This window comes from Salinicola sp. RZ23 (assembly GCF_003206675.1).
Lineage (GTDB): Bacteria > Pseudomonadota > Gammaproteobacteria > Pseudomonadales > Halomonadaceae > Salinicola > Salinicola endophyticus.
Genome location: NZ_PZJK01000013.1, coordinates 291692 through 305094, shown reverse-complemented (window position 1 = coordinate 305094; position 13403 = coordinate 291692). Strand labels below are relative to the sequence as shown.

5 protein-coding genes are annotated in these 13403 nt (G+C 66.5%); 2 read left to right on the top strand and 3 right to left on the bottom strand.

What is annotated here, in order from left to right; all coding sequences use genetic code 11:
• The first annotated feature begins 668 nt into the window (after nucleotides 1–668).
• Nucleotides 669–8069 (top strand): carbohydrate-binding protein, encoded by a 7401-nt coding sequence (locus DOM67_RS13830; protein WP_232825261.1) that lies wholly within the window; start codon nucleotides 669–671, stop codon nucleotides 8067–8069.
• 101 nt (nucleotides 8070–8170) lie between these two features.
• On the opposite strand, the gene holA is transcribed toward DOM67_RS13830, so the two are convergent.
• From holA to leuS, 3 genes are all read right to left on the bottom strand, one after another.
• Nucleotides 8171–9229 carry a DNA polymerase III subunit delta gene (holA, locus tag DOM67_RS13825; RefSeq protein WP_110676876.1) on the bottom strand — a complete coding sequence of 353 codons (1059 nt, stop codon included), beginning with the start codon at nucleotides 9227–9229 and terminating at the stop codon, nucleotides 8171–8173.
• Nucleotides 9230–9242: 13 nt separating this feature from the next.
• Nucleotides 9243–9731, bottom strand: coding sequence for an LPS assembly lipoprotein LptE (gene lptE / locus DOM67_RS13820; protein WP_157958865.1), 489 nt, complete (start codon nucleotides 9729–9731; stop codon nucleotides 9243–9245).
• 94 nt (nucleotides 9732–9825) lie between these two features.
• Nucleotides 9826–12411 (bottom strand): leucine--tRNA ligase, encoded by a 2586-nt coding sequence (gene leuS, locus DOM67_RS13815; protein WP_110676966.1) that lies wholly within the window; start codon nucleotides 12409–12411, stop codon nucleotides 9826–9828.
• A 290-nt stretch (nucleotides 12412–12701) separates the two neighbouring features.
• Between leuS and DOM67_RS13810 the strand changes: the two genes are divergently transcribed.
• Nucleotides 12702–13250: a zinc ribbon-containing protein gene (locus tag DOM67_RS13810; RefSeq protein ID WP_110676872.1), complete on the top strand. Its 549-nt coding sequence runs from the start codon at nucleotides 12702–12704 to the stop codon at nucleotides 13248–13250.
• The last annotated feature ends 153 nt before the right edge of the window (nucleotides 13251–13403 follow it).

Here is a 13403-nt window from a genome sequence, read left to right as displayed (position 1 = left end):
CGATGTTGTCGTGAACGGTTTTTTTATCATGATAATCAATGCTTTTTGAATCGCGCGATAGAAGGTTCGTGTGGCCGCCTGATACCTGTCTGCCGAGAATAACCGCGCTTGAGGCGCCGATTGTCGGGGATTTGGCGCTGTTTCATAGTCTGATGTTTCTCATGCTGCGTTCACGAGTGATCTCATTATTCCGGCATTGGTAACGAAACGTTAATGCGGTTTTTGGCCTCGAGTGTCGATAAATCAATGGCCTCGGATTTGGCACCGGGAGTCATCATTCCATCGCCTTCAATCATTTCCTGAAACTCACCTCGAGAGTGGGAGAAGTTTCAACTTTCGCAGGCTTCGGAGACGGGTTAGTTTCCGTCGAGTCAGACTTTAGGCGATGTCTGAAAACTGCCGCACTCTTCGACTTTTCAGACACTCCCCGGCCCCGCACTCACGCCGTGGCGGCATCGAGTGCCTGGCGCGCGATCGGGTCGCCTTCGATATATCCGCCCGCCAGGATCGGCGGGCCTTCTCCATCGTTTCCCGGAACTGTGCGCGCGTGACCCAAGCGCCGCACCGTGGCCATTCACTCCTGCGTAGGGGCGCTATCCATGTTCTCGCTTGCCATTGTCGATGCTCAATCCGGAACCGTCGTCAGGACGTTAGCGCCTGGCGATGCGGTGACGCGCGATCTGATCGGTGACGGCTATCGCTTGCAGGTGACGCCGCTCGACGGGGCCGATTTCAGCGCCAGTCAGGTCAGAGGGGTCGTGGTCACGCTCGATGATGCCGGCGGCAACCAGCAGCAGCACAGCACCTTCATCACCCCTTACTGGGTGGCGCTGGATGGTGACACCGGGCGCGGAGGCGCGTTGCTCAAGATCGAGGCGGTCAATAGCGCCGGTACCACGATCGTGGGCAGCGCCCAGACCCAGGCGCTGGAGATCGTCAACGACGAGGGCTGGTCCAGCGATGTCTATACGCTGCAGGGGACCTCGCTGATCGCCGATGACGGCAGCTCGCTGGCCGACACCGGGGTGCGCGACACAGACCACCGCGAGAGCAGCCCGGCAGCGGGCAGCGACGGGCTGTGGGATGGCCACAGCGGCAGTGGCTATCTCGACATGGGGAGCCAGGTGGGGGATGCCGCCTACTTCGACGTGACAGTGGAGACCGCCGGCACCTACCAGCTCGATGTCCGCTATGCGGTCAGCGGCAGTGCCACCACCTCGCGGCCGATGGCGGTCAAGGTGGATGGCGAGGCCCAGGGCGTGCTCGGCTTCGCCGGCACCGGTAGTGGCAGCGCCGGCTGGGAAACCTGGGACCATGCGACGCTGACCCTGGCGCTGGAGCCCGGGAGTCATCGTATCCGCATGGAGAATCTGCTGGCAGAGGGGCCCAACGTCGACAGCCTGGCCCTGTCGCTGGTGAAGGCGGCGGTGGGTATGCCGCCGAGCTTCACCCTGCAGGCGGAGGATACCAGCCGGGTCGAGATCCATGACCTGGGCGCCACCACGGACCCGTCACTGACCCGCTGGGTCGACACCGCGCATCCCGATGCCGGTGGCAACCATCGTGCCGCGGCGATCGGCGACAGCTATGTCGACCTGGGCAGCAACGCCGGGGACAGCGTCATCTTCCACGCCGAGCCCAGCGTCGAGGGGCTCTATACCGCCACCATCCGTTACGCCAATGGCGGTGGCGGGGACCGTCCGTTGCTGCTCAATCTGGACAATGGCGCCGCCATGCTGGTGTCGTTTCCGCCCACCGGCGGCTGGTCCAGCTGGCGCGAGGTACAGGTGACGCTGCCACTGTCGGCGGGCACCAATGCGCTGACCCTGAGCCTGCCGAGCGCCGCCGAGGGCGGCGTCGCCAACGGCCCCAACATCGATCAGATCGCCTTCGACTATGCCGGTGAGATGAGCGCGCCGCCGACCCTGGTCGCCAGTATCGAGGGCGAAGCGATGGCGCGTGACGACGGCAGCTCGCCGGCGGACACCGTGGTGCGCGATGCCAGCCACCCGGAGAGCGACCCCGCTGCCGGCAGCGATGGGCTCTGGGGCGACTACAGCGGTAGTGGCTATCTCGACATGGGGGAACAGGTCGGCGATGCCGCCAGCTTCCAGGTGTCGGTGGTGCAGGCGGGCACCTATGCGCTGGTGCTGCGCTACGCCAACGGCGCCAGCGACACTCAGGAGATGAAAGTGATCGTCGCCGGCGAGTCCCAGGGCAAGGTCGCCTTTGTCTCCACCGGCGATGGGGCGAGCGGCTGGGAGAACTGGACCGAGGTGCGCTACGAAGTGGCGCTGACCGCGGGCAGCAACGCCATTCGGTTGGAGAACATCAGTGCCGGTGGCCCCAATATCGACAAGCTCGAGGTGCACCATGTGGTCGATCCGGTGGTCGAGCCGGGCGAGCGCCCGGTGATCAAGATCAACTTCCAGCCGGCGAATGCCGCCACCCCCGAAGGCTACGTGGCCGATACCGGCCTCGCCTTCGGGGCCCAGTCGCTCCAGGTCGACGGCAAGACGCACGCCTATGGCTGGGTCACCGAGGCGTCGATCGCCGACGGCACCGCCAATGGCACCACGCCGATGGGAATCAGCGGCCAGGACCCCGATGCGCTGGGCAATCGCGCGGGTGCGCTGGCCGGCGTCGATGGCCTGCAGGCGACCTATGCCGGTTTCGCCAAGCCGGGCTATGCCCAGCACGCCGGCTGGGAGATCGCCCTCGACGACGGCTATTACGAAGTGACCGTCTCGCTCGGCGACAGCGGTGGCCAGTACGATAGTGTCAACGTGATCAACGCCGAGGGCGAGGCGTTCGGGCGCCTGGTGCCGATGCGCCCGGACGACTTCCCCGCCGACGCCAACCCCGCCGACGACAGTCAGGGCTATCGCTCCACGCTGATCACCAAGGTGGTGCATGTCACCGACGGCCGTCTGACGCTGGATTCGATCGGCGCCGACAGCGCCAATACCGAGATCCAGTACCTCGAGATCCAGCCGCTGCCCGATCTCACCCCCGACGACGATCGCGCCGCACCGCTGGATTACGCCCACTTCACCGATCCGCGCGCGGTGGCCGGGGTGGGGCAGAACCAGGTCGAGGTCGACCTGCAGCCGAGCGACGGCAGCCCGCCTGTGGGGATCGATCCCACCTCCGATATCTTCATCGGCATCTCGGTGGTGGAGGGGCGCGGCGGTGCCCTGCTGGAGAGCCTGCAGGACGGCTCGGTGCGGCTATTCAACACCGTCACCGGGGAAGCGGTGGCGTTCAACATCAACACCACCGGTGGCTTCGACTCCCTGACCATCTCGCCGAAGGACGGGCTCGACCCCTACACCAGCTACACCCTGGTGATCGATGGCTTCCAGGATCGCGGCAGCAACACCGACACCTCGGCGCCGACGCGGGACTTCCAGAAGTTCACCACCACCTTCGTCACCGGCGCCGAGGCCGAGATACCGGACAGCGAAGTGGCCTTCAACTCGACCGTGGAGCTGAATGGCGTCGAGGACGACGCCTATCAGTTCACCTCGATGACGCTGTCGCCGGACAGCAGCAAGCTCTACGTCTCGACCATGAACGGCGAGATCAGACGCTTCGACATCGATCCGATCACCGGCGCCTTGTCCCACGAGCAGACCCTGGCGCTGGACTACTTCCAGGATGACGCCGGCGCCCGCGGCATCATCGGCCTGACCTTCGATCCGACCGATCCCGATGTGATCTGGGTCACCGACAACTACCCGATCCCGCTCACCGGGCGTGACAACGGCGTGCCCGACTTCAGCGGTCGGGTGAGCAAGATCACCCTGGATCCCGACGACACCGTGTTCAGCGGTAGCGCCCAGACCTATATCGCCGGGCTGCCACGCTCCAATGGCGACCACGTCACCAACAGCCTGGTGTTCCACGCCAACCCGGCCTACGACGCGCTCACCAACCCCGATGTGCCGCCCTATCTGATGTATGTCTCCCAGGGGGCCAACACCGCCATGGGCCAGGACGACAGCGCCTGGGGCAATCGGCCAGAGCGCCTGCTCAATGCCAGTGTGCTCGAGATCGACCCCTACCGTGAGGCGCCCCCCGGCGGTTTCGACGTCTCCACCGAGCCGCTGCCCATCGACGGCTCCAACACCCGCTATCCGGATAGCGACGGCGACCTCAAGAATGGCCCGATCGATATGGGTGGGGGGCAGTATCTGGTGTTCGCCGCCGACGGCACCGCCAGCATGCAGGATGCCGACGGCAATCTGCTGATCCAGTACTACGACCCCTATGCCGCCGACGCGGTGCTCAAGATCTATGCCACCGGCATTCGCAACGCCTACGACCTGGTGTGGCACTCCAACGGCTCGCTCTACCTGCCCACCAACGGCTCTGCGGCGGGTGGCAGCACGCCGGACGACCCGGCAACGGCGGTGGACGAGGGGCTGATCAATGTCGGCATCGAAGACGACTTCCTGTTCCAGATCGAGAAGGGCGGCTACTACGGCCATCCCAATCCGCTGCATGACGAGTACGTACTCAACGGCGGCAATCCGACCAGCGGCAAGGATCTCAACGAGACCGACGAGTATCCGGTGGGCACCCAGCCCGACCCCAACTACCGCGGTGAGGATATCTACTCGCTGGGGACCAACCGCTCGCCCAACGGCGCGATCGAATACACCAGCGGCGTGTTCGGCGCCACGCTCAAGGGGAGTCTGCTGTTCGTCGAGTACTCCGGCGGCGACGACGTCCGCTGGATCACGCTGGATGCCGACGGCAAGGTCAGCGGCGACAGCGTGCTACGCGACCCCGATGGCAAGGTGATCAGCTTCGTCGACCCGCTGGACATCATCCAGAACCCGCTGACAGGACAGCTCTATCTCATGACGCTCAATCGTACCAATGGCCAGAGCCAGATCATTCGTCTCGATCCGGTCCCCGGTGACGTCGTGGTGCCGGGCGACGATCTCAAGAGCGTGGCCACGATCCAGGCCGAGGACGACACCCTGGCGACGATCGCCAGCGGCGCCGGCGCCCAGATCGTGATCCGCGACGGCGACACCCCCGAGCCGGCGTCGGCCAATGTCGGCACCGCCTCCGGCGTGCGCCCCGGCGCCTATGGCGTGGATGGCAACACCGACGACAGCGACGGCGTGGTCGGCGGCTACGCCGATTTCGGCAGCACCAACAACGACTTCATCACCTTCAATGTCAATGTCGATGTCGCGACGGGCGACGCCGGCGATGCGGTACTGCGGGTGCGCTACGCCAACGGCGGCACCGGCGAGCGCCCGCTGGAGGTGTTCGTCAATGGCGAGAGCGTGGGTACCTACGGCTTCGCACCGCCGGCCGGCGTCAGCAGCGGCAATACGGCCTGGAACACCTGGCAGACGCTGGACGTACCGGCGACGCTGCTGGCCGGCGCCAACAGCATCACGCTGCGCTCGGTCAACAATACCGGCCCCAACATCGACCAGCTCGAGGTGCTGGTCCACGACAGCTCCCCGGGCTATACCGTCTACGAAGCGGAGAGCGCCACCCTCGAGGGCGGCGCCGTGGTGGTACCGTCGACGGTCAGCGACCGCGACGCCTCCGGTGACGGCTATGTCGACTTCGTCGGCAGCGGCGACCAGACCCTGAGCTGGCAGGTGGAGGTCGCCAGCAGCGGCGTCTACGAGATCGGTTTCCGCTACTCGCTGACCACCGGCAAGGCCGATCGCCCCCTGGCACTGGAGGTCAACGGCAGCGACTACCCGGCGGTCGACTTCCCGGCCAAGAGCGCCACGGTGAGCGACTGGGTCTATCAGACCGTGCAGGTGACCCTGACCGCCGGCAGCAATACCATTGCGGTGACCGCCCCCAACGCCAATGGTCCCGACATCGACCTGCTGCGGGTGCCCGACGAGCCGCTCAGCGTGGTCGCCGACGGCAAGATCAGTGCGGTCAGCGCCGATCCCGCCTTCTTCAGCGATCGGCTCGCCTTCAACTATCTCGAGAATAACCACGCCAGCGGGTCGGCACCGGAGGCGCGGGAGTACAAGGACAGCGGTACGGTCATCGTCACCAACCAGGGCAGCGGTGACCTGACGTTGACGGGCGCCACGCTGGAAGGCCCCTTCCGCCTGAGCGATCCCGATGCCCTCGAAGGGCACGTGCTGGCGCCGGGCGCCGCGCTGTCGGTAGACGTGTTGTTCGACCGCGCCGCCTATACGCCGCCGGCCAACAATGCCGACGATGGGGTGTTCCAGGGCACGCTGACCCTCCACTCCAACGACGCCGACACGCCGATCACCCAGATTCAGCTGGCCGGCTTCTGGCAGGCCCGCGACGAGGGCGGCTGGGAGCCCAACCTCAACGAGATCTGGCGGGTCTTCGGCTTCGGCAACCACATCGACGGCCTCTCCACCCTCGACGGCGGCGGCGGGTCGGTGCTGGAGGATTTCGATCTCTACCGGGCGGTCAATGACGAAGAGGTACTGTCGCGCTACTGGCAGCTGGCCGATGGTGCACAGAGCGCCAAGGTGACCCAGCTGGCGGCGCTGCACGGATACAGCGGTGCGCTGCTGGCGCTGCATGCGCCGGGCGACAAGAGTGAGCGCACCTCGCTGATGAACCACGATTCGCTCTACAGCCAGTCGTTCCTGCCCCATGTCGCCAACGGCAACTACGCCACTGCCACCTTCGACCGTGGCCGCATCCCCGACAGTTGGGCCGGCGACGATGTCTTCGGCATCTCGGTCGCCAACCTCTCCACCGACCCCTCGCTCAACCCGCACGGGGGCAGTACGCCGCCGCCGGCGGACACCGGTATCGAGCGCGGCTATACCGTGCGCGTGTTCCAGGCCTACGACAGCGAGCACAACGCGATTCCCGACACCTACTTCGTGGTGATGGACTACACCGGGATCAACTACGACTACAACGACAACGTCTATCTGGTCCAGGGTATCCAGCCGGCGGTGCGCTCACCGTTCAACGACACCCATACACCCTGGGCGGTGGATGCCGACGGCCTCACCCTGGACGCCGCGCTGTTCGACGAAGGGCCGGCGCACCTGGCCTACAAGGATTCGAGCGAGGCCCAGCTGGGCAATTCCGACTTTCGCGATATCGGGGTCGATATCCAGGGCGATGGCGACGCCATCGGCTGGATCGAGGAGGGTGAGTGGGTGGAGTACACCCTGGAGGTCGACAGCGCCGGCGTCTACGATCTCTCCTTCCTCTCTGCCCTGGGGGCCGAGGGCGACAGCACGCGCTCGATCAGCGCCACCTTCGACCACGGTAGCGGGGTCTACGCCGTGGCCGATGTCGGTGTCGGCTACTCCGGAGGCTGGAACACCTTCCTGCCCACCCAGAGCCATCAGGTGATGCTCGAGGCGGGGGAGCAGACGCTGCGCCTGACCTTCCACGGCGGCGCCATGAACCTGGCGTCGTTCACCCTGACACCGGCCAGCCAGAGCGCCTTCAATGCCGACGGTACGCCCTGGACGGTGGATAGCGAGTTCACCCTGCAGGCTGCACTCTACGATCAGGGTGGCGAAGGGGTGGCTTACCACGACAGCAGCGACGCGCAGTTGGGCACGGACTTCCGCGGTGAAGGCGTCGACATTCGCGGCGATGGGGAGGCGATCGGCTGGATCGACAACGGCGAGTGGGTGGAGTACACCCTCGATGTCGCCGAGGCCGGCACCTACCAGCTGTCGTTCGCCGCTGCCACCACCTCCGGTGGGCGCAGCGTCACCGCCAGCGTGGCGCAGGAGGGCCAAGTCTACGATAGCGCGACCTCGGCCAGCGTGATCAACACCGGCGGCTGGAACAACTACCAGAGCAATGATGGCGTTACGCTCGATCTGGCGGCGGGGGAGCAGGTGCTGCGGCTGACCTTCAACGGCGGCGCCATGAACCTGGCCGACTTCACGCTGACCGCCACCGGTACCTCGACCGCGAGTGGCAGCGGCACGCCGAGTGCCAGCGATACAACGTCCGCCACCAGCGACAGCAGCAGTCTCGACAATGAAGTGGCGATGAGCGACGACGTCGCGATCAGTGGGGTCGACACGCCCCCGCACGTCGAGATCGTCTGAGACGACGCGGCCCGGCGTGTGTCCACGCCGGGCCGCGGGGCATGCGGCGGCTGTCGGCCGTCGAGCGTCGAGCGTCGGCCCTGGGTCGTCGGCGCCGGTGCTCAGCCGACGCGGTAGGCGTGGGGCATCTCCGCCAGCAGGCCACGCCCGCCGGCCAGCGTCAGCGCCAGATCCTGCAGGCAGTCCCACACCGGCAGCGGCACGGCGCCCTTGATCGCCAGATCGATGCGCTGGGAGAACAGCAACAGCTTGTGCAGCCGCCGCAGCGGCAGGCGGTTGAGCGCCTGCTGATAGCCGGGACGGCGTTTCTCGGGAATCATCGGGCGCTGCGCCTTGCAGGCGTGGTCGAGGCTCTGGCCCTGATCGAGATGCTGGAAGATCGACAGCAGGGTGCGCAGTTCACGGGTCAGCGACCACAGCACCACCGGAGCCTCGATGCCCTCTTCGCGCAGGCCACCGACGATGCGTGCGACCCGCTCGCGCTCGCCGCGCAGGCAGGCATCGGTGAGGGTGAAGACATCGTAGCGCGCGCTGCTCTCGACACCGCTGGCAATCGACTCGAGTGTCAGCCGTGCATTGGGCGGCATCAGCAGCGCCAGCTTCTGCAGCTCCTGGTCAGCGGCGAGCAGGTTGCCCTCGGTGCGCTCACCGAGCAGGCGCGCCGCGTCCATGTCCAGATTGAGCCCGTGGCGCGTGGCGCGGTCGCGCATCCAGAAGCCCAGCCGCTGATGATCCACCGGCCACACCGGCACGAACAGCCCGATCTTGTCGAGCGCCTTGAACCACTTGCTCGACTGCGCCTTGCGGTCCAGTCGCTGGGCGCTCAGCAGCAGCACGTTGTCGCTGTCGCCGGCCTTGTCGGCGTAGGCTTCCAGCGCCTTGCCCCCCTCCTGGCCTGGGGACTGGCCGCCGAGCCGCACCTCGATCAGCTTGCTCGAGGCGAACAGTGACAGGCTCGCCGCCGACTCCAGCAGCTGGGTCCACTGAAAGCCCGACTCGACGTGGAGCACCTCGCGCTCCTCGATGCCGCGCTCCCGGGCGACCCGGCGCACCGCATCGCACGCCTCCATATGGATCAGCGGTTCGTCGCCGGAGACCACGATCACCGGCGGCAGGCGCTTGGCCAGCGCCGCTTCCAGCTTGTCGGGAAAGACTTTCATGGCGTCAAGACTGTCATGGCGTATCGAGGGCGGCCAGACGGTCGATCAACTGGTCGGCGGCCTCGCGGCGCAGGCGCTCGACCGTCTGCTTGCGCATCTCGTCACTGGCGTAGAGGTTGTTGTCCGACAGCAGCACCGTGGTCGAGGTCTGCAGCTGCTGCTGATTCAGCAGGTAGGCGCCGTCGCCCACGCGCTGTACGGAGAAGGGCGCGGTGAGCGTGATCTCGGTCTCGCGGCTGCCGGAGTCGGCGCGGGTCAGGCGGCGATCTCTGACCTGCTCGTCGCCCAGATTGAGACGCAGATCGGCGCTGTCGTCGATCGCGGCGCCGGCGCTCTTGAGCCGTTGGCGTACGATCTCACTGAACGGCGAGACATTGGCGCTCAGCGCGATCTTGGAGAAGGGCAGTTCGGCCTGTCCGAGACCGCGGAGCTGAAACCCGCAGCCCGCCAGCGTGGTCACAGCCAACGCCAGCAGACCGATCACTACGGGGCGACGCATCATCAGATAACTCCTTGTCGAGAGCGGCACCGCCAGGGCGGTGCCGGGGGCGGATGATCCCATCCGCCCAATGGTTCGGGTTGCGCGGGTGCGGGGGTCAGTTGGCGACGATATTGACCAGCTTGCCCGGCACCACGATCACCTTGCGTACGCTCTTGCCCTCGAGATGGCGCTGGACGTTCTCCGCCGCCATGGCCAGGGCTTCGACCGCTGCCTTGTCGGCATCGGCGGGCACGTCGAGGCGCGCCCGCAGCTTGCCGTTGACCTGCACCGCGAGTTCGATGCTGGCCTTGACCAGCGCCTTTTCGTCGACCTCCGGCCAGGCGGCGTCGATCACCGGATCCGAGTGGCCGAGGGACTGCCACAGCGCATGGCAGGCGTGGGGAGTGATCGGTGCCAGCAGCAGCACGCACGCCTCGAGCGCTTCGCGGGCCACGGCCAGCCCCTGGGGCGAGGTATCAGCGTAGCGGCCGAGGGCGTTGGTCAGCTCCATCACCGCGGCGATCGCGGTATTGAAGGTGGTGCGGCGGCCGATGTCGTCTCCCGCCTTGGCGATCGTCTCGTGGGTCTTGCGGCGCAGATCGATCGCCGCGTCGTCGAGGGCGGTCACGTCGAGAGCGGCCGGAGTGCCGGCGGCCAGGTGGTCGGCGGTGAGCTTCCACAGCCGCTTGAGAAAGCGGTGGGCGCCCTCGACACCGGAGTCGGACCACTCCAGCGACTGCTCCGGCGGGGCCGCGAACATCATGAACAGGCGCACGGTATCGGCGCCGAAGCGATCGATCATCGCCTGCGGGTCGACCCCGTTGTTCTTCGACTTCGACATCTTCTCGATGCCGCCCATCTCCACCGGCTCGCCGTCACTGCCGAGGCGGGCGCGCAGCGGGCGGCCCTTGTCGTCGCGGTCGACCTCCACGTCGGCCGGATTGAACCACTGCTTGGCGCCGTTGGCGGACTCGCGGTAGAAGGTCTCGGCGATCACCATGCCCTGGGTGAGCAGGCGCTGGAACGGCTCGTCGCTGCCGACCAGGCCCTCGTCGCGCATCAGCTTGTGGAAGAAGCGGGCGTAGAGCAGGTGCAGGATGGCGTGCTCGATACCGCCGATGTAGAGATCCACCGGCAGCCAGTAGTCGGCACGCTCGTCGAGCATTGCCTCCGGATTGTCGGCGCAGCAGAAGCGCGCGTAGTACCAGGAGGACTCCATGAAGGTGTCGAAGGTATCGGTCTCGCGGGTCCAGCCATCGCCCAGGTCGTAGAACGCCGGCATCTTCTTGAGCGGCGAGCCCGAGGCGTCGACTTCCACTTCCAGCGGCAACGCCACCGGCAGCTCGGCGTCGGTGAGCGGTACGGTCTGGCCCTCGGGGCCGTACTTGACCGGGATCGGTGCGCCCCAGTAGCGCTGACGCGCCACGCCCCAGTCGCGCAGGCGGTAGTTGATCTTGACCTTGCCGCGGCCCTGGGCTTCCAGCCTGGCGGCGATGGCATCGAACGCCGCTTCGAACTCGAGCCCGTCGAACTCGCCGGAGTTGATCAGACGCCCATGCTCGACATAGGCGCCCTGGCTCAGGTCGGGGGCCTGACCGTCGGCGTCGGCGATTACCGGTGCCAGCGCCAGGTCGTACTTGGTGGCGAACTCCCAGTCACGCTGGTCGTGGGCCGGCACCGCCATCACCGCGCCGGTGCCGTACTCCATCAGCACGAAGTTGGCGACGAAGATCGGCACTTCCTGGCCGGTGAGCGGATGGATCGCACGCAGCCCGGTATCGCGGCCGCGCTTCTCCATGGTCGCCAGTTCGGCCTCGGAGTTCCCCCCCTGCTGGCACTCGATCAGGAACTCGGCCAGGGCGGGATCGCTCGTGGCCGCGTGCTTGGCCAGCGGGTGGCCGGCGGCGACCGCCACATAGGTGACGCCGAACAGGGTGTCGGGGCGGGTGGTGTAAACATCGAGATCGCGCAGCTCGGCGGCGAGGTCCGCGCCGGCCACATCGAAGGTGAGCTCGATGCCGCGCGACTTGCCGATCCAGTTGCGCTGCATGGTCTTGACCTGCTCGGGCCACTCGACCTTGTCGAGATCGGCCAGCAGCTCATCGGCATAGTCGGTGATCTTCAAAAACCACAGCGGGATCTCCTTGCGCTCGACCCGCGCGCCGGAGCGCCAGCCGCGGCCGTCGATCACCTGCTCGTTGGCGAGCACGGTCTGGTCGACCGGGTCCCAGTTGACCGTGGACATCTTCTTGTAGACCACGCCTTTCTCCACCAGCTTGGCGAAGAACCACTGCTCCCAGCGGTAGTAGTCGACGTCGCAGGTGGCGAATTCACGGTCCCAGTCATAGGCGAAGCCCAGCGCCTGGAGCTGGCTGCGCATGTAGTCGATGTTGGCGTAGGTCCACTTGCCCGGGGCTACGCCGTTGTTGATCGCGGCGTTCTCCGCCGGCATGCCGAAAGCGTCCCAGCCCATCGGCTGCAGCACGTTCTTGCCGCGCATGCGCTGGAAGCGGCTGACCACGTCGCCGATGGTGTAGTTGCGCACGTGACCCATGTGCAGCTTGCCGCTGGGGTAGGGGAACATCGACAGGCAGTAGAATTTCTCGCGAGTCAGATCCTCGCTCGCCTTGAAGCTCTGATGCTCGTTCCAGAATTGCTGTGCGGCGCGTTCGATCGCTTGCGGGTTGTAGTGGGCGTCCATCGGTTCGGTCATGCACCTTGCGTTCGGCGTGAGAGAGCGCCAGGCGTCCCGCGAAAAGCTATACTCTGAAGAGACGGAAAGTGCGGGGCCGGCGTCGATTTTCAGGCCCACAAGCATACCCCAGACCCGCTGCGGCAGGTAGGGGCGTGCGATGCCGGCCGGCGCAGCAGCAGACACCGCCGCGGCTCTGAAGAGCGTGCCGTGAGCGGCGACAAAGCGGGCGTCGCTGACACTTTGTACGAAAAGGCGACGCGCCGGACATGTAGCGGTCAATGTAGAAGGAGATGGCCATGACAGAACATCAATCAGCGCCGCAGGACCCGCAGGAGCGTTCACGCCTGAGCGAGGCTTACGAACGTGTCCTCACGCGGCTGAAAGATGGCGGTGGCGAGCTCTCCTGGGAGAGTTTTCAGCGCGAACTCGACGAGGCGGTGGCCTTCGAGTCCGAGTTCGAAGAGTTCACCAAGGATGAGATGGCCCTGCTGCGCGCCTGGGTCGAGCGCGACATGCGCGACTTTCGTCAGTTCCTGGCCAAGGGCGGCGAAGGGGTGGCGAGCTGGCTGGGTATCGATCTCGACGTGCTGTCGCGGCGGGTCTCGGAAGCGCTGTTCTCGATCGCCGATCGTACCACCATCGACCGCGAACGCTTCGAGGACGATCTCGAAGCGGCGCGTGCCGATTACACCGCCGGCGAGATCGCGCTGCCCGGCCGCATGAGCTGCGTCCACTGCAGTGCCAGCGTCACCTTCACCCAGGTCAAGCGATTGGAGGCGTGCCACGCCTGCGGTCACCGCTACTTCCAGCGCGACTCTGGCGCACCGCGCCCCGCCACCGACTGATCCCGACCGGGCCGGGCCACGGCCCGGCGCCTGCCGCGCCCGCTGACGGGCACTTTTATCGCGGAAACCGTCTCCGCGGCGCTCCCGATACTCGGGGACCGCTGCGGGGCGGGCCGCCATGCCTATCTCTCGGCGCTCTGGTGCCCCGATGAT

What these genes read in the sequence shown, in the direction of transcription:
- lptE (WP_157958865.1), bottom strand. Translation starts at nt 9,731, where the DNA reads ATGATGCGTCGCCCCGTAGTGATCGGTCTGCTGGCGTTGGCTGTGACC.
- holA (WP_110676876.1), bottom strand. Translation starts at nt 9,229, where the DNA reads ATGAAAGTCTTTCCCGACAAGCTGGAAGCGGCGCTGGCCAAGCGCCTG.
- leuS (WP_110676966.1), bottom strand. Translation starts at nt 12,411, where the DNA reads ATGGACGCCCACTACAACCCGCAAGCGATCGAACGCGCCGCACAGCAA.
- DOM67_RS13810 (WP_110676872.1), top strand. Translation starts at nt 12,702, where the DNA reads ATGACAGAACATCAATCAGCGCCGCAGGACCCGCAGGAGCGTTCACGC.